We start from the raw sequence: 20,879 nt of genomic DNA, 5'->3' as shown, positions 1-20,879 counted from the left end.
AAAAAGCACCAACTTTCGTCAGTGCTTTCTTTAAAAAGATATAATAAGGAATTATTTTACCACTAATTTTCTAGTTGCCGTTTTCCCTTCTTCTGTGATTTTTACGAAATAAACGCCTGTGTTTAAAGAAGAAACGTTTACAACTCCATTAGCGATGTTGCTGGTTAAGACTTGCTTTCCAACGATATCGTAAACCACAATCGATTTTTCTGTATTAGAATCGGAAGAAATGAATATGTTTCCGTCTTTAACAGGGTTAGGGTATACCTTAAGACCTGAAATGGCATCGAAACCAACAGTAGATAAAGTAACGTCTGTTGTTGATCTGGATACAACCTGAGCGGTTCCGTTAAAATCAGCCACTAAAACCACTCTGTTTGCTGCTCCTGAAGGCACAGTGGTTCCGATATAATTTGCTTCAGAAAATAATGTTCTGAAAAAGATGTCGCCCGTTGTGTCATTAAGGTTGTAATTTTGTGAAGTAGCGAATGCTAAAGTTCCGTCAGCAGTAGTGAAAGTGGCATTGTTGATTTGTACCAATTCACTTTCGTACAATTCAAGATTGGCAACAATATCAGCAGCAGTAACCACCTGAGGAGTTATGGTGTTTCCGGTTGATGGTTTTGTGGCGTCTTGGTTAGGAAGCAATTGCATTGTTCCACTGAAATTGGAAAGAAGACCTCTAACGTTAGAAATACCGTCTCCAATTACAAATGGAGTAGTGATAATTGAGGTGTTGTCGTCAATTAAAATAGCTCCGGTAGCATCCTGAATGTATTTTTGGTTTCTTGTGGTTCTGGCATAGGTTACTACGGCTTGACCGGTAAAGTTTACATACGCATTAATTCCAGCGGCTCTTACATCAGCGATAGTGTTGGCATTGATATAGCTTGCAACCTCAAAAGTAACGGTAGCATTTACTGCAGGTGCTATTGGGTTGTGGGCATTATCCACAAGTTCCATATAAACCACATAAGTTGTTCCTGGAGTTGTTGGGATGTTGATAGGAGTGGTGTCGTATTTCATAACGATTCCACCTCCGTTAATAGTGTAATGGATATGTCCGTCACCTGTTCCGTTCGCTACGTTAAAGTTGTTGATATTGAAAACGACATTAACGGAAGTGGTTTCCGGTGATAAGAAAGCCATGTTTACCGGAGCCGTGATGATTAAACTTGGAGCGGTAGAACAGCCAATATGAGATCCGATTTGTCCCCATTCGGCATCAATCCCATAAACGGTCCATTCAGAAGTGGCATCATCCGTACCGAAAGAGCTTAAATTTACAGGATTCGGACTGCAAACATTTGACTTTCTCACGATTGTGTGATTTACTGTTCCGTCAGCAGTACTTCCCACAGCCCATGCTGTTCCGGGATCAGTTCCGATGCTTCCTATAACATCGATTACAACGCCTAATTTTTTTAAAGCAATCGCATCGTCGCCATTAAAGTTACAGGTGCTTGAAGACGCGTCTCCGGCAGCAATAATGGTTGCGTTGGAGCTAGTGTTGTATAAAACATACACATCACCGGCAGCTAACATTGTTCCTGCAGTGAAGGTATGGGTGTTGGTAGCGGTAACGGCTCCGTTTGCATATAATTCAACGGAATAATTGCTCAAGTCAACTGCGGCATTCGTTCCGTTATAAATTTGTAAAAATTTATTGTTGCTGGAACCTTCGGAATACATACCGAAATATAAGTCGGTAGCCTGACCAAAAGAGAATGCTGAAGTTAGCATTAACAATAAAGCGTAAATTTTTTTCATGTGAATGATTTTTAAAAATTGGACTACAAAGATAGGCAGTATTTACAAATTGTAAAACTTTTCCATGTAAAATTAAGATTAAATCGACGAACGACTTTAATTGTAATTATTTAACAATCAGCTTTCTGGTAGCCGAAGCTTCTCCTTCTCTGATTTTAATAATGTAAACACCGGCGTTGAGGTTGCCTATATTCAGCTCTTTGGAACTGATGGTAGTTTGGAGGATGCGTTTGCCCAATACATCGAAAATTTCTATCTCTTTTTCAAGAGCCAGTTTGGAAACGATGTATATTTTATCGCCATTGGTTGGATTAGGATAGATGCTTAACCCTTCAATAGTGCTTTCCTGAGTTCTCCCTACAGTAGCGCTTTTACCTTCCTGAGCTGAAACAGTCAGTGAAAATAAACTAAGTGCGATAAGAATAATATAAATGTAGTTTTTCTTCATGGGAAACAATTATTGTGTAAATATAAAAAATATATTTCAAAGTTTATGCCAAAAAAAACGCTCTTAATGTTAAGAGCGTTTTTTATAACATAAAAGTGTATTTTTTATTGAATCAGATTTACTCCGTTAACGATAGACCAAGCGCCTGAAGTCAACGTTGCTCCTGTTGTGGTTGTGCTTGTAGTGTAGTTTCCGGTAGGGAAAGTTACCGTAAACGTTGCGTCTTTAGCGGCAAATTGTGATGTCCCATCGGTAATCTTCACGTTTAACATTTTAATTTTTCCGCCATCAACCTGGTTGGTGTTAGTAGCGACATCCTGGATTCTAACGGCGGTTGCACCAGCCGTTGTGTATCCTGAAATAACCACATTGTTATATTCTCCGTTACCTTCTTTTTTGAATTGGATAGCATCATATTCTGCTGCAGACGTACCTCCTTCGGTAACGGTTCCGGCTGCTCTTTTTAGGGTGATGTTTGAAACTACCGGCCAGAAAGCATTGTTTACCGATTTTGCTTCGATTTCCATCCCGTAGTTACCGGTTTGTGTCTGATAGGCATACCAGTTGGTGTTTTCCTGTCCTCTCCATCCGTCTTGCCAGTCGAAAGAATCATCAAAATTTCCGTATGAAATCAGGTTTTTGGTGCTAACCGTACCTCCGTAAAATTCAAATCCGTCATCGGCCCCTTTGTAGGCTACCAAATTTTCCAATACGGTTCCGGTTCCTACCGAGTAGAACGAGAATCCGTTCATTTCACTGGTGTTGTCGGTTAGTTTTTTTCCGGCATATTCCACACGAACGTATTTTAAAGAACCTCCGTTATGTGTTGCATTCGTACCTCCGTAGGTTAAATTGTTTCCGTCTTCTGATGTTGCCGTAGTATTTCCGTTAGAGCCTACGATCGGAGCGTCTCCAAACATGATAATACCACCCCAAGATCCAGGAGTGCTGGATGCTTCCGTGAAAACGATAGGCTGTGCCGCTGTACCGTTCAAGTATAATTTTCCGCCGTTTTCCACCAATAAAGCGTCTGCTGTACCGTCCGAGTTGTTAGCGGTAATCGTGGAACCTGCTTCAATGGTTAAGGATCCGCCGTTTTTGATTTTTACGGTTCCCTGAAGGGTATAATTTCCTAAAGGGTATGTTTTAGCAGTAGTGATATCTCCGCTTATTTCACCGGTAGGGATGGGTTGTACTGTTCCTTCGTCATCATTTGATGAACAACTTCCTAATGTTAAAGCTAAAACGGATAAGCTAAATACTAATTTTTTCATAATTGTTTTTTTGTTGTTTATTTGAAGCAAATGTATAATCGATTCAGAAAAAGGGAGTTAACTTAATATTATTGTATTATTATGATTGAATAAAATCGATGTAAAATTTGTGTAAACAGGTTGTAAAAGAAAAGCCGCTTACTATAAGCGGCTTTGTTTTTAGAAAGTATAGGACATGTTTAGCGAAAATCCGCGACCTCTTTTATAGCTTTCGGTAATCAGTGAACTTTCGTTGATGGTGACTTTACTGTTGTCTCCAATTTCCATTTTGTATAACGGATTCAGAAGGTTATCCACGGCAAATTTCACGTCGATGTTTTTGGACAGTTTACTCGACCAGATAAAGTCCAGTTTCTGGAATGGCTTTTCATACATGTGGTCGGTTCCGGCAGATCCAACGGCAAAGATTCTTTCTCCGTAAACACCATAGACCAACGACATCGAGTTTTTCATGGTTTCGCTGAATTCGAAATCGTATTTTAAATCGGAATTGATAACCCATTCGGAAGCGCCCTGAAGGTTTCTGTTCGGACTGTTTTCAAGGGATGATGATCCGTAATCCACCTTCACATCCGTTTTCATTAAGGAAGTGTTGAATCCGAAAGAGAAATTATCCAACGCTTTCGTGATTCTGTTAAGTTGTAACAATAACTCGATTTCTGCTCCAAAAAGGTTCGCTTCTTTGGAGTTTACGGTGGTAATTAACTGACCGCTTCCTCCAGCGCCGCCTTTAAAAATGGTTTCAATCGGATTTTTGATGTGTTTCCCGAATACCCCCACCGCAATCATTTCTTTGCTGTTCGGAAACAACTCGTACTTGAAATCCACGTTATAGTTGTCACTGTTCTTTAAATTCGGATTTCCCACTTTTGAGGTTCCGTCCGGACTGATGTAGGCAATCGGCAACAATTCCATGGTAATCGGTCGTGTGATGGTTTTGGAGCTGCTGAAACGCAGGTTGCTTTTCTCGTTCAATTCGTATTTGGCGTTTATGGACGGTAAGATTTCCAGTTTGTCTTCGTTAACCTTTGAGTAAGGCCCGTTGATAATGCTTCCCACCGGTCTGAATTTGATTTCGCGATTCGAACTTTCCATACGAATACCTCCGTTTATCTCCAATTTGTTTCCGAAGTTGAAAAAGGCATTGGCATACCCGGCGTTAACCATTTGGTTCATTTTTACTTTGTAATCCGAGTTGGACTCTTCTTTGACGGCTAAGATTCCGTTGTTAATATCATCAACAATGAACGCATCGATTTCGTTCAGTGGTGCCGTGTAATTTCTGTTGGTGGTACGTTGTCCGGAAAAGATTCTGTACGTCGATTTTAAATCGTTTTCAAAAACATTATACCCTAATGATAAACGATTCGATTTTCCGTTTTCCTTTTCGTTGAATTTGAAGTTGTATTCCAACAATCCGGAAGTATAATAGTTACCTTTAATGTCCAGATACTGACGGTTCAGATGGTTACCTCCATAGGAAGTATTGATTTCAGTATCGCTTACTTTTTCACCGATGATGAATTTTCTGTCGGGTTGCTGATAGCCCGTTTTTACATACGAACCGCCGACTTTCAGAGCATGTTTTCCGTCGGAGGTGATTTTTAAATTACCCAACAACTGTGAGTTCAGGTAATCGTTCTGATCAAATTGATTGGTACGGATTAAAATATTCGGATTACTGGACTGATTCGCCGTATACCCCAATTGGTCCTGTATTTTACTGTCGGTCGCTCTTAAATAGAAGGTGTTGGACAACAAATCAAATCGGTTAGCCTTGAATTTAATGCCCACCAATGCCGACGAGGAAGTTTGGTAGCTGTAGCTTTCTTTATTGAAGTTGTTGTCGTAATCGCCGCCGCCTAAAATGAAAGTTCGGTTAACCCCTTTTCGGATTATGTACTTGTTTTCGCTGTTCAGGGATAAGATATAGCTGAGGTTCGCCCCATTTTTCAGGCCGAATTTCTCCGAATGTAACAGGCCGATGCTGGAGTTTATCGGACTGGATGTTTTGTCTACATTCCAGGAGTTGTCTTTGTAGGCCTCGTTGTATTGCTCCGGTGTCAGTCTAACGCCCGAAGGGACATTTCCGAAAGCCGGTGACAGTTTACGGTCTTTACCGTTCATTCCCAAAAAACCTTGGGTGTTGTTGGCATCGCTGTGCATTAAGAAATCTTCCCCGTTGTTGGCGGTTGTATATCCAAAACCGATATTCAATTTCGTGATGCTTTTTGCCTGAGAGGTTTCGATGTTAACGGTTGCTCCTGCAAAATCACCGGATATGTTCGGGTTGAATGTTTTGTACACGTTTAATACGCCTACGATATCCGTGGGAAACAAATCCAACGGGATGATTTTCGTGAATGGACTGTTGGACGGCGCCTGCAAATCATTAATCAACAAGTTGTTGTAACGGTCCTCCAAACCACGAACGAATAGTCCTCTGGATTCGACTTTGGTGATTCCGGTAATTTTGGTCAGACCTTCTTCCACATCGCTAACCCCTTTTCGGGAAAGTTCCTGTGCCCCAATGGATTGTTTGATTTCCACCGCTTTTTTTTGTTCTACCAAAAGGGCGGTTTCTTTTTCGCGGTTTTGTTCCACTTTAATTATCACATCCTGAAGTTCGACCCCTTTGGATCCTAACCCCTGATTGATGGTTTTGGTTTCGTCCGCTTTTATCGTAAAAGGAACTTCAATGCTTTCATAGCCTAAAAAGGAAACTACTAATACGTGATTCCCTTCCGGAACGGATAAGGAATATTTTCCCTGTTCGTCGGTGTTAACACCAATGGTGGTTCCTTTAATCATTACCGTGGCAAAAGAAAGCGCTTCATTATTCATATCTTTGTCGGTAATGGTCCCTGTAACAGTTCCTTTTTGTGCAAATGCAAATAGGGTAAATAAAAGGGTTGTTACTAAAAATTTAAGTTTCATCGTTGTGTTATTTAATTTTTTTGCAAAGGAACCCAGCAAAGGTTAACCTGACGTTACTCGCCAGTTATGCTTTTGTTTGGCTTTTATTACCAAATTGTTAAGACATTAAATAATCGTTAACACGAAGAATGTTATGTTCATCCTTTTGTATTATCTTTACCTTTACATCCCGAAAACACATAACAGTGTCCATTTATGAAAAAGAAAGACATTAAGATTTTATTGGTTGATGACGAACAGGATATTCTCGAAATTGTAGGATATAATTTAACTCAGGAAGGGTACCAGATTGTAACGGCAACTAATGGTAAAGAGGCGATTACCAAGGCCAAAAAAGAGTTGCCGCAACTTATTATTATGGACGTGATGATGCCGGAAATGGACGGAATGGAAGCTTGTGAAAACATTCGCAAAATCCCGGAACTGGCCAACGTTATCATTACTTTTTTAACCGCGAGAAGCGAAGATTACTCCCAGGTAGCCGGTTTTGATGCCGGAGCCGACGATTATATAGCCAAGCCCATCAAGCCGAAATTGCTGGTAAGTAAGGTAAAGGCATTGTTACGACGCTTGAAAGAAGACGAGCAGAAATCGGATGTTTTGAAAATCGGCGATATCGAAATCAATCGCGAAGAGTATAAAATCATCAGTAGCGGAAAAGAAATCATTCTGCCGCGAAAAGAATTCGAATTGTTCTACCTGTTGGCTTCCAAACCCGGAAAAGTATTTAAACGCGAAGAAATCCTGGATAAGGTTTGGGGTAATGAAGTGGTTGTGGGCGGAAGAACCATCGACGTGCACATCAGAAAACTAAGAGAAAAAATCGGAGACGATTTGTTTAAAACCATAAAAGGAGTAGGCTACAAGCTGGAACTGTAAATGAGCATAAACTTCAAGAAATCCTATAAGTTTGCCGTAAAATCGTCGTTCTACATCTCATTGTTTGCGACCGGTTTTACGGCTATTTTGTTGTACTTTTTTTTTGAAATCAACTATACCTTTATTGCTCTTTTCGGATTGGCTACCCTGGCGTTTTCCTTTTTTGTGCTGCAGTATCGTGTAGAGAAATTCATTTATAAAAGAGTAAAGAAAATCTACGATGATGTTTCGCTTCTGGACTCCACCACCCTGCGAAGTCAGCCCATCACTACCGATATGGCCACGTTAACCCATGATGTCCAGAAATTCGCCAAAGAGAAAAAAATCGAAATTGAAATGTTGAAAGTCCGTGAGGAATACCGCAGGGAATTTCTGGGTAATGTTTCACACGAATTAAAAACGCCTTTGTTTACCGTACAGGGTTATCTTTCCACATTGTTGGATGGTGCGATGAACGATAAGACCATTCGTAAAAAATATCTCGAACGTGCCGAAAAAGGAGTGGAGCGGTTGATAAATATCGTAAAAGATCTGGATATGATTTCCAAACTGGAAACCGGCGACCTGAACCTGAATTTTACCCGATTCAATATCGTGGACGTTATTCAGAATGTTTTTGACCTGTTGGAAATGAAAGCCGATCAAAAAAGCATCATGCTTATGTTCGACATGAAATACACCAAGCCGATTTATGTTTATGCCGACCAGGAAAAAATAGAACAGGTGCTCACCAATCTGATTATGAATTCGGTTAAATACGGAAAAGAAAAAGGAACGACAGAAGTCAGCATCGAGAATTTAACCAACAGTAAGATTATCGTGCGGATTACGGACAACGGGGAGGGGATTCAGAGTCAGTACATTCCCCGATTGTTCGAACGTTTTTTCAGGGTGGATAAAAGCGGGGCACGCTCTGAAGGCGGTTCCGGTTTGGGTCTTTCCATCGTGAAACACATTATCGAAGCCCACAACGAGAAAATTTACGTGGAAAGCAAGTACGGGTTCGGTTCCGAATTCTCATTTACTTTGGAAAAGGCCAAATAACTCCGGCCAGTCCGGGGCCTCTTTAAGGACATTTTGCAATCCTTTGTACATGTCGATTTGCAGCAGATGTGCCGTTTTAAAACTGTCCTGTTTGCAGGAAGGAACCAAGCCTTTTTTCTTTAGTTTCTTTGCGAGATATTCCTGTTCGTATTGTCCCGGCGTCGGGATGAAAAATGCTTTTTTGTCCAAATGTGCCAAGTCCATGATGGTGGTATACCCCGATCGGCATAAAACCATTTTACTCTGATTGAAAGCGGTTTCCAATTCCGAAGAATTCATGAAATTATAACTCGTAATGTTAAAGCGTGAAGTGATTTTCTGCTCGTTTTCCACAACACCGCGTATGAAAATGATTTTGCCGTCGTAATTTTTCAGCTCTTCATTGAGTTTGTTTTCCAATAGGGTGCGTTGCGGTTCCGGCCCGGACAGAATGACCATTAAATCATAGATTTCCTCCATCGGTTTTTTATGTAATCGGCTTAGCGGACCGATATACCGGATGTTGAGTTCGGTTTTGGCTAAATGACCGAGTTTTCCCGACAAATTCGGTTTTCCGGAAACATCGGGAACCCAACAGATGTCAAATTTTTCGATGAACCAATGGTGAATTTTAGTGGTAAACCATGAGGTGTTTCCGGTTAAGACATTCAGCTGGTGCGTAATAAAAACGGAAGGCACTTTTTTGGAATGAACGCCCAAACGGTTATCCGAAATAATACCTTCAATACCATATTCCGTCAGCCATTTTTCAACCTGTTTTTGTTCGTTTCTTACCGCACGGAACATATTCGGAAGTTGTTTGAAAAGTTTCCATTTGAAATTTTCGCCGTTTTGGGCATATTGGATTTTATAGGAAGGCAGTTCCAATGCAAGCAAATCCGGAAATTCCTTTTTAAGCAACGCCAAGGCAACCCCGTCAGAAGCAATCACCGGTTCAAAACCGTTGTCTTTCAAAACTACAATTATTGGAATGCACCGTGTGGCATGGCCCAAACCCCAATTTAAAGGCGCTACTAAAATTCTTTTTTTTCGCATTTTGCAAACCCGAAAGGGATGTTTTTTTTAACTGTTTAATAACCAAATATTTATATGTGAATGGTTATTTTTGACCCCGAAATAATACTGCAAGGTAAAACTATTTTTATTGCCGTATATTTCCTTAATTTTACCAAAATTTTAAATAAAGTCGTGGGAAGTAAAAATAAGTTAAAAAGATTTAAGGAAAACGCTACATTTGAGAATGTTTTTCAGCCAACAAGAGAAGAGGTTGTTAATGATGAATTTCCGTTAAAAGGCAAGTGGAATAAGGAGTTTTTTAAAAATGACCATCCTTTGGTTCTGGAATTGGGTTGTGGTAAAGGAGAATATTCGGTCGGATTGGCCAATCGCTATCCGGAGAAAAATTTTATCGGAATCGATATCAAAGGGGCACGATTTTGGAGGGGTGCTAAAACTGCGGTTGACGGCGGAATGCACAATGTGGCTTTTCTGCGTACCCAGATTGAATTGATTGAGCATTGTTTTGCTGAGGGTGAAGTGGATGAAATCTGGATTACCTTTCCGGATCCGCAGATCAAATACAAGCGTACCAAACACCGAATGACGAATTCCGAATTCCTGCAACGCTACAAAAAAATATTGAAAAAAGACGGGGTGATGAACCTGAAAACCGACAGTGAATTCATGCACGGATACACCCTCGGATTGCTTCACGGAGAAGGACATGAGGTAATGTATGCCAATCATAACGTCTATAAAAACGAAGGCGCTCCCGAGGTGGTAACGGCAATTCAGACGTTTTATGAAAGTCAGTACCTGGAGCAGAACAAACCGATTACATACATTCAGTTTAAAATAAAATAGATGAATTACTTTTTGCCACTCATATTAGGATTTACAGCCGCTTCGGTTGGGGTAGCCCCTCCGGGACTGCTTAATATGACGGCGGCTAAAGTAAGTGCTGTCGACGGAAGAAACAGAGCCGTTATTTTTGCCTTAGGAGCAAGCGTAACGGTTATTTTTCAAACGTATATCGCGGTTTTGTTTGCCAAATTTATCGACAGAAACCCCGATGTGATTGTACTTTTACAGGAAATCGGATTGTTTATTTTCTCCGGACTCACCTTTTATTTTTTCTGGGCCGGTAAGAAGAAAAAGAAGCAACAGGAAGAACTCAAAATGAAAAGCAAGACCAGTCGTTTTTTTCTGGGAATGCTGCTTTCGTTGCTGAATTTATTGCCCATTCCCTATTATGTTTTCTTAAGCGTTTGGTTCTCTCGAAAAGGATGGTTTTTCTTTAACCAATCCTATATATGGCTCTTCGTATTAGGAGCCGTGGTGGGGTCGTTTTTGATTTTCTACTTGTATATTCTGTTCTTCAAGAAAAAAGAAGTGGATAAACCTTCCTTTTTAATGACCAACGGGAATTACATTATCGGAACCGTTACCGGAATTATTTCGTTAGTGACTCTTTTTAAAATCATCAACAGCTAAAATGGCAACGGATAACAACAATTTTTTCGAAAGAGTCTATGATGTTGCCCGACAGATTCCTTACGGAAAAGTGACTTCATACGGTGCGATTGCCAAAGCGCTCGGTGCCGCCCGATCGGCAAGAATGGTAGGTTGGGCCATGAATGCTTCCCATCTGAAAGAGGATATTCCCGCCCATCGCGTTGTCAACAGAAAAGGCGTGCTTACCGGAAAACACCATTTTGACGGCACCAATTTAATGCAACAATTGCTGGAAAGCGAAGGGGTAAAAATCAAGGACAATCAGATTGTCGATTTCGATAACCATTTCTGGCAACCGGAAGTACAATCGTAATTCAAAATATTCACAAAACTTTTGCGGTTTGCCTTTTCTCTATTAAACTTTTCAAGTTATCTTTGCAATCTAAAATCAGTCTTAATAAAGAACTGAAAAAGAAAGATTTAAAGTAGTCCCCTATAGTTATGAAATTAGACAGAAAAGAAATTCTTAGTGCCTTGGAATCCATTTCCATTGCGGGTGAAGGAAAAAATATGGTCGAAAGCGGCGCGGTACAAAACGTAATCACTTTCGGCGACGAAGTCGTGGTGGATTTGTTATTGACCACTCCGGCCATGCATATCAAAAAACGTGCAGAGGTCGACATCATCAAAGTGATCCACGAAAAAATATACGACAAGGCAAAAGTTAAGGTGAATATTAAGGTGGAAGCACCTGAAAAACCACAAATCAAAGGAAAATCCATTCCCGGAATCAGCAACATTATTGCCGTTTCTTCCGGAAAAGGAGGCGTAGGAAAATCTACCATCACAGCGAATTTAGCGGTAACTTTAGCGAACATGGGCTTTAAAGTAGGTGTTTTGGATGCCGATATTTACGGTCCTTCGATGCCAATCATGTTCGACGTTGAAAAATCAAAACCGATTTCGGTGGATGTAGACGGAAAATCGAAAATGAAACCGATTACCAGCTATGGCGTGGAAATCCTGTCCATCGGATTCTTCACCAGTCCGGATCAGGCGGTTATCTGGAGAGGTCCTATGGCGGCAAAAGCCTTAAACCAAATGATTTTTGATGCCGATTGGGGCGAACTGGATTTCATGTTGGTGGATTTACCACCGGGAACCGGAGACATTCATTTGTCTATCATGCAGTCGTTGCCTATCACGGGAGCGGTTGTGGTGAGTACGCCTCAGGCAGTAGCTTTGGCCGACGCTAAAAAAGGAGTGGCAATGTTCCAAAACGAAAGCATCAATGTGCCGGTTTTGGGAATCATTGAAAACATGGCCTATTTCACTCCGGAAGAATTACCCAACAACAAATATTACATCTTCGGGAAAGAAGGCGCCAAAAATCTTGCAGAAGATTTAAACGTACCATTCTTGGGCGAAGTGCCCATCGTACAAAGCATTCGTGAAGCGGGTGACTACGGTCGTCCTGCTGCCTTGCAAACGGCATCGGCGGTACAAACGGCTTTCGAAACGTTGGCCAGAAGCGTAGTGGAAGAAACCGTGAGAAGAAACGACAACTTGCCACCAACCGAAGCAATCAAGATTACCACAATGGCAGGCTGTTCTGCTGTTAAAAAATGATGATTATTAGGCTTTTAGACTTTCAGGCTAACAGGATGTCTAACAATCTAACAATCCAATAATCTAAAAAGATGAATACAGAAGAACTTAAGTTAAGCGTAGAGAAAGCACTGGATGAAATCCGTCCGTTTCTGAATTCCGATGGAGGTGACATCTCTTTGGTTGAAATACAGGAAGGAAAGCACGTGAAAGTGCGCCTGGAAGGGGCATGTACCTCATGTAAAATCAACCAAATGACACTGAAAGCTGGGGTAGAAACGACCATTAAAAAATATGCGCCACAAATAGAAACGGTGGTAAACATAGCATAATTTTTTGGGCGTGTTCGCCGCGGCGAACGGGCTATCCGCTGTATCTGTCATTGCGAGCTTGCGCGGTAATCTCACAAAGCCAGGATGTCGCTCCTATCCCTCACGCAAAACTGATATAAATCATGTTTGGTGACTTTGCAACTTTGTAACTTTGTTACTTTGAAACTTATAAAAAATGATTGAAACAGATATACTTATTATCGGCGCGGGTCCTACGGGACTTTTTGCCGTTTTTGAAGCCGGACTTTTAAAATTAAAATGCCATATCATTGACGGTTTGCCGCAACCCGGCGGACAGTTAACCGAATTGTATCCCAAAAAACCGATTTTCGATATTCCGGGCTATCCTACCGTTGGGGCCGGGGAACTTATCGACAATCTGATGGAACAGATCAAACAGTTTCAACCCGGATTTACCTTGGGTGAGATTGCCGAAACAATAGATAAGCTGGACGACGGAACGTTTATCGTAACCACAAATAAAGGGACTGCGCATAAAGCCAAAGCCGTTGCCATTGCCGGTGGCTTGGGCAGCTTCGAACCCCGAAAACCGATTCTTAAGGATTTGGAATTCTACGAACAGGAAGACCGTGGCGTAGAATATTTCGTGAAAGATCCGGAAAAATTCAGAGGAAAAAAAGTGGTGATTTCCGGAGGAGGCGACTCGGCGTTAGACTGGAGTATTTTCCTTTCCAATGTGGCTTCGGAAGTGACGTTGGTGCACCGCAGAAACGAGTTCCGTGGCGCTTTGGATTCTGTGGAAAAAGTACAGGAACTGAAACATGCCGGAAAAATCAAAATGGTTACTCCGGGAGAAGTTATCGGATTTAAAGGGTCGGAACGCATCGAGTCGGTGGATATTGAAGTCAACGGCGCCCGTATGAATGTCGTGACCGATTATTTCATCCCGCTTTTCGGATTGACACCAAAATTAGGCCCTATCGCAAATTGGGGACTTGACATCGAAAAGAATGCCATTAAAGTAAACAATGCGCTGGATTACCAAACCAATATCGATGGGATTTACGCTATTGGTGATGTGAATACGTATCCGGGAAAATTAAAACTGATTTTGTGCGGATTCCACGAAGCGACCTTGATGTGTCAGAGCGTGTATAACCGCATCAATCCGGGTAAAAAATATGTATTGAAGTACACTACGGTTTCCGGTATCGATGGTTTCGACGGAAGCCGAAAAGAAGCCGAAAAAGCAGTCGTTAAATCAATAGAATAGTAGTTAGTAGTTAGTAATTAGTGGTTAGTAATTAGTAGTTATTAATTGTAAAGAGTATTTAGTTTATGGCGGTTCAGAAATTTGAGGATTTGATTGTCTGGCAGAAATCTCAGGATTTTGCGGTTCACATTTATAATCAATTTGCGACTTGTAAGGATTATGGTTTTAAAGACCAGATTACAAGAGCTTCAATTTCAATATCGAATAATATTGCTGAAGGATTTGAACGAAAATCCAACGCTGATTTTTCTAGGTTTTTGTATTTTTCACTCGGTTCTGTAAGTGAAGCACGTTCAATGCTTTATATTGCTACTCGATTAGGATTTGTACCTGAGAATAATACTAAAGAAATGATAGAAAAGTCTAATGAAATATCAAAAAATATTATATGGATTGGTCAATTCTTTGAGCAAAACAAACCTAACTACTAATTCCTAATATCTAACTCCTTAATGAAAGATATCACTATAAAGATTATTGACCGTGAAGGTGTAGCTCACGAAGTGCAGGCACCAACCGACATGAACATGAATATCATGGAACTGGTTCGGGCCTACGAACTGGCTCCGGAAGGCACCATCGGCATCTGTGGTGGTATGGCCATGTGCGCTTCTTGTCAGTGCTACGTTCTAAACGATGTGGAATTGCCGGAGAAAAATCCCGATGAGGAAGCGATGCTCTGGGAAGCCTTCAATGTGAAAGAAAACAGCCGGCTGGGTTGCCAAATCCATATAACGGAGTCCATTGACGGATTGGAAGTCGAATTGGCACCGGAAGCATAATAAAATAAAAAGTCCCGATAGTACATCGGGACTTTTTTTATGTGGTTGCTAAATGCATTTCGTTGTCTTGTTCAGGTGAACTTGTTGAAGCATCTTGTTTAGCATTGCTTTATAAAAACCTTTGATATTGAACAAGGTCCTTCATGTCAAGCTTTCTAGTGGTTTTGGTTTATTCTATTGTATTAAAGTTGCCAATTTTCTTGTCTTTGAAAGAATGGATACAAGAGCTTCAAAAGAATATTTCAGTAACCAAATTGCATGAAGTCGCTATCGAATTAATTTCTCCCATTCCAAACCGCTAATATCAATCAACTTTAGTTTGCTTTTTTCAGCAATTTTGATATCGTTGATGTTTAATGTCAAATCAGCTTTTGCTCCAAGTGGTATAATCAGACTGTGCTTTCCGGGTTTGACTTTGGTTACATAATGGTTCTTGATTTTTCCGGTATCAAACTTTGAAAGTTCGTTTATCGGCCAAGATTTAATTACTTCGTTTTTTTCGTTCAGAATTTGAATTTCTATTAAGAAAGAACCGTAAACATCTGCGCCTTCTGTGCGGTACATCTCAAAACTCAGCTCCGAGTTATTGGTTCGGATATTTGAAATTTCGATTTTCGGCTTTACAGATTTGTTGTGTAATTTACCCCAAAGCCCACCATGAAAATATTGATTCGTGAACAGGGTTAAACCAAAAATAATTAAAGAAATCACTAATACTAATGGCTTCGGATTTTGTATTGGTAATTTACCGGAGCCTATCCAGAAGAACCCTTTAGAGGTTGTGAATCTGTAATTTTTACGGATTAAATATTTGTCTAACGAATAGGCATCACTTCCCGATAAAAACAAGGTAAAGCCTCCTGCGATTCCCAAAACGCCAATTTGCCATTCGTCCAGGCAAGTAGTGCCCAGCCATCCTGAACCTAAAAGTATTCCAAGCGCTAAGCCAAAAACACCTAAACTCATTGCTCTTGTAAATAAGCCAAGAATAATAAATAAACCTACCACCGCTTCAATTATCGTAAATATAACCATTGCGGTTTGTAATTGTTCGGGATGTGTTACCAAATGTTCGATGATGGGTTTAATGCCTAAAGCGTTGGGTAAAAAGTGATTGAATTTTTCACCGATGTATCCAGCTTCATCAGGGATCAATTTATTTTCTAAAATCAGTCTTCGCCAAAAGGCAGAGAAATAGGTCCAACCGATAACTAAACGCAATGATAGTGTGAATAAACCCGCTAAATTTTCTGAGTGGTTGCTATTGCTGTTGTTCATGATATTTATAAAATTACTGTTTTGTATTCTTGTTCTTGTAAACCGAACATGTATATAAGTCCGTTTTCTGTTAGGTGGGTTTCTTCAGGAAGTAAGGTTTTGTCAACCTTGAATTGCGTTATTGAAAGTCCGCAGACCAAAATCTTTAATCCGTGTTGGTTTACGGCATTGTGTATCAGATTTTGTAACGCTTTATCAAGAGAGATTTCCTTTGCCAGTTCCCCACAGCTTACTATTTGAAAATCAATTTTCCGACTTTTGGTTTTAAATTCAATTCCGGTCTGAATAGCCGCTTTCAAATGCTGTACTTTCATTACAAGCAAAGCGTATTTCCCCTTTTTATGGATGACTTGCTCTGTTTTTTGAATGTTTTCAGTCGTTTGAGCATTCAAGTTTTCTGCTCCAAATGTTAGTAGCGTCAGTATTAAAATGATATATGATTTCATGGTTTTATAATTATTTTTTGTGATTTTGTAAGTTTTGTGTTATTGATAATTATTGTGAAACAAATTGTTATCTGTTTTTATTAGTGATTTAGACGGGAATAAAGATCAGCGAAAATGAAACAGGCAACTGGTTTAAAAAACCAAGTGATAAGGTGAATCACCGATAAACAGCTCATAACCTAATGAAAGGAATAATAGATTTGAGAGGTCCAAAAATGAAGGGAAAGGACGGAAAGCAGCAAGCAGAATAGGAACTGCTATTTTCTCGGGTTGGATGATGTATGTTACACCAGCGGTGATAAAAATACCACTTGCGCACCTGCGAAAAACAAGAGCGGATGATCCGTTCACTTCGGGCGATTTATTCATTTTTATGATTTCTTTATTTGATTAAAGCCGACTATTAAAAACGAAATAGTCCGGTAAATCAAATAAGAAAACGTTCGAAGAGAATGTAAGAGGGGATTTTTTCTTTCTGTTTGTTGTAGCAATCAGATAGAGATGATTTGTTTATTGTTGTAGTGGATAGGTATCCAATACCAATGCTTGTATTGGGAAGAAAAACTTTGTCTGATTGTTGCTGAGTGTCTTGTTTTTCTTGTTGAACAAAAGAAGAACAAATTGTTCTTGAAGTTACGGGTTTTGCGTGTTGAGTCGTTTCGATGTGCATCCACTCCTGCAACTCTTTCTTTACAGAACACGGTAGTGCCAAAAGCATTGTAAGTGCCAAAAGCAAGATTTTCCTGTATAGTGATTGCGTTAATACCATTTTCCAAATGTAATAAAAATATATAGTTTCGTTTTGGTATTGGCTTTTTTTTAAGAATTCAGTTATTGGCGATACGTATGTTTAGGAGTTTTTACTACCGTATTTTATTCTATCTACAACTGTGTCTTTTGGTCTTAAATGAGTTAATGTCGTTTCTTAATGTTTTTTCTGAATGATATGCTTTGTGATGTTTTCCAATCACTAAATATTTTATGAAGAAGTATAGTATAAATGTTTTTATGCTTTTTAATGTCATAATGGTGTAACAAAATTTTCATTCTGAAAAAAATGTCACAGTTTTGGTAACAAAAAAATCAAAATGAAAAAAATGTTACGAATCAAGTCGCTGTTGTTTTTAATTTATGGGAAGACTTTACTCTGAAATATTAGTGGATTTGTTATAGGATTTTTAGCAATAAGACCCCGACCGTTCCGAGTTACAATTCTTTGCTGTCGGGGTAAATTTCAAAATTTAGTTTTGTTATTGCTAAATGACGGAATCACACAATGCATTGTAAATGATGTGTCAACTCTAAATAAAAGTCAAGTGCTGCTGCTTTAGATATTAATATAGTGCTTAGAGATGACTAGTATTCTTCCATCTACACCCATTACATAAATATACTTATCATTTGGATCTGTAGACGTTTCTAGGTATCCTGTTTTAAAAAAGGAAGTTTTTGTAATGTGGTCTAATAGCAATTCTTGATAAGCTGGATTAGGCGGACTAGGAATAATGTTAATTTCACTATAAAAACCGGTAAGTTCTTTTCGTGTTCCATCTGTTGCGAACAGGTAATCATTATCTACGCAAAAATCACCTAATTGCTCTCCAAAAGCCTCATATTGAATTGTATAAAATAACGTAAGATTTTCGTCGTTAACTAACTTTAAAACTTTGTCCTGAAATTGAAAATATACTCCAGTATTAGAAAATCTGAACTTGTTTTTATAACCATAAATTGATAAACTACTGTCGTAATAAGTACTTAAATCTTTTGTAGTGACTTGTCCACTGGGTTTTATGATGAAAAGTTTTTTTTCTTGATATGAAAGGGCGTATAAATTAGACGAAACTTGTGAGGTCGAATAATAAAGACTACCCTCGGCAGTAAGAGAACACACTGTTTCAAAAGGAAGATTTCCATATCTGATTTTTACTACATGTAAATTACTGTTACTTACTGTACCTCCTCTAAAAACAGCCCAATCTTGTCCAAGATCATCTTTTAATATGCTCCCATGGCTATTCATGTCAGAAGGGTTAAAATTGTGTATAGGTGCATTTTCTTGACTAATTGTATTACCGCTCGACATATTGAGAGTTTTGTAGACAGGTGTTTCAAAAGCATTAAAAATGCCAGCAATAAAAATTTCGTGCTCGCTTAACAATTCAGAATTCCAATGTAGTGGAGTTTTATCAGCAAGATAATCATTACCGGAAGTTGTATTGTATTGAACTGTTTCCCAACTGCCATTTAATATGTTTTCCTGTTCTAAGTTATATCTGTATATCCAATCATCCCCATCGTTTAGATTGCCAACTGTCATGTATAAGCCACTGTCTGTTGCTAAAAAATCTGTTGAAATATTTATGCTTTCATCGAAATTGGGTATATTAACAAATTCACCAAAACGGCTACTAATAGGATCGCTGTTTTTTATTTCGTCATCTTTGGAACAGCTTCCAAAAGAAAATAAACTGCCTAAAATAAGAATTTTAATGGGTGTGAATTTCATATAGATTAAGTTTTAAAGGATTAATTTTTTTAAAGAACATGAACCCGCCGTAATTGTAAAAGAATTACTCCATGTATATCCTGAACAGGTTGCCGTATAGCTATAGTTTCCTGCCGGTAATGTGAAGTTTGCACAGCCACTTGTCCCACAGTTTGTCAATCCATTAGTAAAGTACGAATTTATTGTTCCTGTTTGGCCGTTACTTATTGTTACCGAAATTGGACCACAGCCATGGTCACTTTGTGTCCAAAAAGTTATGTTGCCCGTAGTGTCTCCGCCGCCACCGCCGCCACCGCAGGGATACGTGCTTGAGGGATAATAAGCTTCAGGATCAAACTCGTTTTCAAAACCGGCAGGAACTCCCACAACTATATGATCGGAATATGTAGACAATGGAAAAACAAGTGTTTCGCCATTTGCAGGAACTACAAATGTAATAGAATTAGAATTGTAAGTACCTGTTGCTACTTCGTTACCACTGTAACATTTTGTAACCGTTGAACTTGTGAATTTCAAGTAAGTGTTGGTGTCTTCACTTCCACGCCATATAGTATTTGTAAGGGAACTGCCACCGCTTCCACCACCGTCATTGTAATCATCTGTGTTGGTTTCTTCTTCACAGCCTAAAAATATAAATAGGGAACAGCAAAGTAAAGTCTTGATAGTTTTTAAAATGTAAAGATTCTTCATAGTTAAAAAGTTTAGTGTGTTTGATTTACTTGTTGGTAATGCTTTAGAATTCTTCTTTATCTAATAAATTGAAATATTGATTATTCCTCGTATTATTCATAAAATTTTTTCTCTGTCTTCAGTTGCGTTTTTGTTTTGCTTTGGCTGAAAGTGAGTAATAATGTAAAAGGGATGGGATGTTTTTTCATGAAAAGAATAAATATAAAATTGATTGTTTATTTTTGTTAAACAAGTTTTACAATTTATTTAACAAATAATATATTATTTGAAATCAGCAACCTATAGCTACAAGTAGTGATTTTTAACCAATGAATACATTTAAACTTTTAATAATTAGTTCGGAGTTTGTGGTTAAAAAAACATAATCCATTTTGACAATGCGGATGAACGGTTAAGCTCAAAGATGTTTGAAAAATTTGACTTGGAAACCGCAAACAAAAAATAATTGAAATGGCATAAAACTATAAAATACCAAATACTAATTTTAAAAATTGGCATCTGGTATTTTTAATACTTAATAAACTTTTTACTTAATTCCCCTTCTTCTGTTGTAACTTTTACAATATACATCCCTTTAGAAAGTTTAGTTACATTAATAGTTTCATTATTATAATTTTCTAAAACTAATTTGCCTTGTAAATCTATAATTTTTACTGTTTTAATACGTGTGAAATTATTTAAATGCAGTTGTAATACCTCATTAACAGGATTTGGGTAAATTGTTAATGCTTGTAATGGGTTAAAACTTGGAGTAGCCAAACTTGTTTCGCTATGTAAACCAATTAAAAATGCCGAGGAGTTGTTGTCTTTATATGTTGTAAAATAACCACCCACAAGGATTTTGCCATCAACTTGTGGTGCTATGATTCCAACACCATTATTAAACCCTGTTCCGATATTAAAAGTAGTGTCATTAGTGCCATCGGTATTTAAACGAATGATTCTGTTTTCAGCAACACCCTTATATGTTGTAAAGCTACCACCCACAAGGATTTTACCATCAGCTTGTGGTGCTATAGTGTGAACAGAATCATTAAATCCTGTTCCGATATTAAAAGTAGTGTCATTAGTGCCATCGGCATTTAAACGGATAATGTCATTTTCAGCAACACCATTATAGTTTGTAAAATGACCACCCACAAGGATTTTGCCATCGGCTTGTGTTGCCATAGTGTAAACAAAATTATTAAACCC

At 38.9% G+C, this 20,879-nt stretch carries 21 protein-coding genes; 10 read left to right on the top strand and 11 right to left on the bottom strand.

Features of this window, described 5'->3' with window-relative positions; all coding sequences use genetic code 11:
- Positions 1 to 51: 51 nt before the first annotated feature.
- From BLQ05_RS09445 to BLQ05_RS09430, 4 genes are all read right to left on the bottom strand, one after another.
- Complete coding sequence (locus BLQ05_RS09445) at positions 52 to 1,770, bottom strand: T9SS type A sorting domain-containing protein (protein ID WP_023576066.1); 1,719 nt, start codon at positions 1,768 to 1,770, stop codon at positions 52 to 54.
- A gap of 106 nt (positions 1,771 to 1,876) precedes the next feature.
- Positions 1,877 to 2,218 carry a T9SS type A sorting domain-containing protein gene (locus tag BLQ05_RS09440; protein WP_035654274.1) on the bottom strand — a complete coding sequence of 114 codons (342 nt, stop codon included), beginning with the start codon at positions 2,216 to 2,218 and terminating at the stop codon, positions 1,877 to 1,879.
- 104 nt (positions 2,219 to 2,322) lie between these two features.
- Entirely contained in the window at positions 2,323 to 3,492 is a 1,170-nt protein-coding gene (locus BLQ05_RS09435) for a hypothetical protein (protein ID WP_023576064.1), read from the bottom strand.
- A gap of 159 nt (positions 3,493 to 3,651) precedes the next feature.
- The gene (locus BLQ05_RS09430; RefSeq protein WP_023576063.1) at positions 3,652 to 6,429 is read right to left on the bottom strand and encodes a TonB-dependent receptor; all 2,778 of its coding nucleotides are present in this window, start codon (positions 6,427 to 6,429) and stop codon (positions 3,652 to 3,654) included.
- 195 nt (positions 6,430 to 6,624) lie between these two features.
- On the opposite strand from BLQ05_RS09430, the gene BLQ05_RS09425 reads away from it, so the two are divergent.
- Positions 6,625 to 7,308: a response regulator transcription factor gene (locus BLQ05_RS09425; protein ID WP_023576062.1), complete on the top strand. Its 684-nt coding sequence runs from the start codon at positions 6,625 to 6,627 to the stop codon at positions 7,306 to 7,308.
- Entirely contained in the window at positions 7,309 to 8,352 is a 1,044-nt protein-coding gene (locus BLQ05_RS09420; RefSeq protein ID WP_023576061.1) for a sensor histidine kinase, read from the top strand.
- Here the strand turns inward: BLQ05_RS09420 and BLQ05_RS09415 are convergent.
- Positions 8,326 to 9,387 (bottom strand): glycosyltransferase, encoded by a 1,062-nt coding sequence (locus tag BLQ05_RS09415; protein ID WP_023576060.1) that lies wholly within the window; start codon positions 9,385 to 9,387, stop codon positions 8,326 to 8,328. The two genes, BLQ05_RS09420 and BLQ05_RS09415, sit on opposite strands and share 27 nt — an antisense overlap.
- Positions 9,388 to 9,540: 153 nt before the next feature.
- On the opposite strand from BLQ05_RS09415, the gene trmB reads away from it, so the two are divergent.
- The 8 genes from trmB to BLQ05_RS09375 all read left to right on the top strand — a co-directional run bounded on the left by trmB (position 9,541) and on the right by BLQ05_RS09375 (position 14,762).
- Positions 9,541 to 10,215 carry a tRNA (guanosine(46)-N7)-methyltransferase TrmB gene (trmB, locus tag BLQ05_RS09410; RefSeq protein ID WP_035654324.1) on the top strand — a complete coding sequence of 225 codons (675 nt, stop codon included), beginning with the start codon at positions 9,541 to 9,543 and terminating at the stop codon, positions 10,213 to 10,215.
- Positions 10,216 to 10,845 carry a LysE family transporter gene (locus BLQ05_RS09405; RefSeq protein WP_023576058.1) on the top strand — a complete coding sequence of 210 codons (630 nt, stop codon included), beginning with the start codon at positions 10,216 to 10,218 and terminating at the stop codon, positions 10,843 to 10,845. It abuts the gene before it with no gap.
- 1 nt (position 10,846) lies between these two features.
- Complete coding sequence (locus tag BLQ05_RS09400; protein ID WP_023576057.1) at positions 10,847 to 11,179, top strand: MGMT family protein; 333 nt, start codon at positions 10,847 to 10,849, stop codon at positions 11,177 to 11,179.
- A gap of 128 nt (positions 11,180 to 11,307) precedes the next feature.
- Positions 11,308 to 12,435, top strand: a complete 1,128-nt coding sequence (locus BLQ05_RS09395; RefSeq protein ID WP_023576056.1) for an Mrp/NBP35 family ATP-binding protein — start codon at positions 11,308 to 11,310, stop codon at positions 12,433 to 12,435.
- Between the two features lie 71 nt (positions 12,436 to 12,506).
- The gene (locus BLQ05_RS09390; RefSeq protein ID WP_023576055.1) at positions 12,507 to 12,746 is read left to right on the top strand and encodes a NifU family protein; all 240 of its coding nucleotides are present in this window, start codon (positions 12,507 to 12,509) and stop codon (positions 12,744 to 12,746) included.
- Between the two features lie 175 nt (positions 12,747 to 12,921).
- Positions 12,922 to 13,980, top strand: a complete 1,059-nt coding sequence (locus BLQ05_RS09385) for an NAD(P)/FAD-dependent oxidoreductase (RefSeq protein WP_023576054.1) — start codon at positions 12,922 to 12,924, stop codon at positions 13,978 to 13,980.
- 65 nt (positions 13,981 to 14,045) lie between these two features.
- The gene (locus BLQ05_RS09380) at positions 14,046 to 14,411 is read left to right on the top strand and encodes a four helix bundle protein (RefSeq protein WP_023576053.1); all 366 of its coding nucleotides are present in this window, start codon (positions 14,046 to 14,048) and stop codon (positions 14,409 to 14,411) included.
- A 21-nt stretch (positions 14,412 to 14,432) separates the two neighbouring features.
- Positions 14,433 to 14,762, top strand: coding sequence for a 2Fe-2S iron-sulfur cluster-binding family protein (locus BLQ05_RS09375; protein WP_023576052.1), 330 nt, complete (start codon positions 14,433 to 14,435; stop codon positions 14,760 to 14,762).
- Between the two features lie 267 nt (positions 14,763 to 15,029).
- Here BLQ05_RS09375 and BLQ05_RS09370 read toward each other — a convergent pair whose 3' ends face one another.
- The 6 genes from BLQ05_RS09370 to BLQ05_RS13790 all read right to left on the bottom strand — a co-directional run.
- Positions 15,030 to 16,040, bottom strand: a complete 1,011-nt coding sequence (locus BLQ05_RS09370) for a TQO small subunit DoxD (RefSeq protein WP_023576051.1) — start codon at positions 16,038 to 16,040, stop codon at positions 15,030 to 15,032.
- Positions 16,041 to 16,045: 5 nt separating this feature from the next.
- Complete coding sequence (locus tag BLQ05_RS09365) at positions 16,046 to 16,486, bottom strand: hypothetical protein (protein ID WP_023576050.1); 441 nt, start codon at positions 16,484 to 16,486, stop codon at positions 16,046 to 16,048.
- A gap of 132 nt (positions 16,487 to 16,618) precedes the next feature.
- Entirely contained in the window at positions 16,619 to 16,855 is a 237-nt protein-coding gene (locus tag BLQ05_RS13825) for a hypothetical protein (RefSeq protein ID WP_143000939.1), read from the bottom strand.
- 958 nt (positions 16,856 to 17,813) lie between these two features.
- On the bottom strand, positions 17,814 to 18,995 hold the full coding sequence (locus BLQ05_RS09355) for a hypothetical protein (protein ID WP_023576048.1): 1,182 nt from the start codon (positions 18,993 to 18,995) through the stop codon (positions 17,814 to 17,816).
- Positions 18,996 to 19,007: 12 nt separating this feature from the next.
- Positions 19,008 to 19,685 carry a carboxypeptidase-like regulatory domain-containing protein gene (locus tag BLQ05_RS09350; protein WP_023576047.1) on the bottom strand — a complete coding sequence of 226 codons (678 nt, stop codon included), beginning with the start codon at positions 19,683 to 19,685 and terminating at the stop codon, positions 19,008 to 19,010.
- Positions 19,686 to 20,192: 507 nt separating this feature from the next.
- A partial coding sequence (locus BLQ05_RS13790; RefSeq protein ID WP_176756873.1) for a T9SS type A sorting domain-containing protein occupies positions 20,193 to 20,879 on the bottom strand: 687 nt, incomplete at its 5' end.

Origin of the sequence: Flavobacterium saliperosum, assembly GCF_900100625.1 — a bacterium.
Lineage (GTDB): Bacteria > Bacteroidota > Bacteroidia > Flavobacteriales > Flavobacteriaceae > Flavobacterium > Flavobacterium saliperosum.
Note: the sequence above shows the minus strand (reverse complement) of the source record. Positions and strands in the feature narration are given on the sequence as shown.

Bases quoted from the DNA above. Each gene is read 5' to 3' on its own strand.
- BLQ05_RS09445 (WP_023576066.1), bottom strand. From the start codon at position 1,770: ATGAAAAAAATTTACGCTTTATTGTTAATGCTAACTTCAGCATTCTCT.
- BLQ05_RS09440 (WP_035654274.1), bottom strand. From the start codon at position 2,218: ATGAAGAAAAACTACATTTATATTATTCTTATCGCACTTAGTTTATTT.
- BLQ05_RS09435 (WP_023576064.1), bottom strand. From the start codon at position 3,492: ATGAAAAAATTAGTATTTAGCTTATCCGTTTTAGCTTTAACATTAGGA.
- BLQ05_RS09430 (WP_023576063.1), bottom strand. From the start codon at position 6,429: ATGAAACTTAAATTTTTAGTAACAACCCTTTTATTTACCCTATTTGCA.
- BLQ05_RS09425 (WP_023576062.1), top strand. From the start codon at position 6,625: ATGAAAAAGAAAGACATTAAGATTTTATTGGTTGATGACGAACAGGAT.
- BLQ05_RS09420 (WP_023576061.1), top strand. From the start codon at position 7,309: ATGAGCATAAACTTCAAGAAATCCTATAAGTTTGCCGTAAAATCGTCG.
- BLQ05_RS09415 (WP_023576060.1), bottom strand. From the start codon at position 9,387: ATGCGAAAAAAAAGAATTTTAGTAGCGCCTTTAAATTGGGGTTTGGGC.
- BLQ05_RS09405 (WP_023576058.1), top strand. From the start codon at position 10,216: ATGAATTACTTTTTGCCACTCATATTAGGATTTACAGCCGCTTCGGTT.
- BLQ05_RS09400 (WP_023576057.1), top strand. From the start codon at position 10,847: ATGGCAACGGATAACAACAATTTTTTCGAAAGAGTCTATGATGTTGCC.
- BLQ05_RS09395 (WP_023576056.1), top strand. From the start codon at position 11,308: ATGAAATTAGACAGAAAAGAAATTCTTAGTGCCTTGGAATCCATTTCC.
- BLQ05_RS09390 (WP_023576055.1), top strand. From the start codon at position 12,507: ATGAATACAGAAGAACTTAAGTTAAGCGTAGAGAAAGCACTGGATGAA.
- BLQ05_RS09385 (WP_023576054.1), top strand. From the start codon at position 12,922: ATGATTGAAACAGATATACTTATTATCGGCGCGGGTCCTACGGGACTT.
- BLQ05_RS09380 (WP_023576053.1), top strand. From the start codon at position 14,046: ATGGCGGTTCAGAAATTTGAGGATTTGATTGTCTGGCAGAAATCTCAG.
- BLQ05_RS09375 (WP_023576052.1), top strand. From the start codon at position 14,433: ATGAAAGATATCACTATAAAGATTATTGACCGTGAAGGTGTAGCTCAC.
- BLQ05_RS09370 (WP_023576051.1), bottom strand. From the start codon at position 16,040: ATGAACAACAGCAATAGCAACCACTCAGAAAATTTAGCGGGTTTATTC.
- BLQ05_RS09365 (WP_023576050.1), bottom strand. From the start codon at position 16,486: ATGAAATCATATATCATTTTAATACTGACGCTACTAACATTTGGAGCA.
- BLQ05_RS13825 (WP_143000939.1), bottom strand. From the start codon at position 16,855: ATGAATAAATCGCCCGAAGTGAACGGATCATCCGCTCTTGTTTTTCGC.
- BLQ05_RS09355 (WP_023576048.1), bottom strand. From the start codon at position 18,995: ATGAAATTCACACCCATTAAAATTCTTATTTTAGGCAGTTTATTTTCT.
- BLQ05_RS09350 (WP_023576047.1), bottom strand. From the start codon at position 19,685: ATGAAGAATCTTTACATTTTAAAAACTATCAAGACTTTACTTTGCTGT.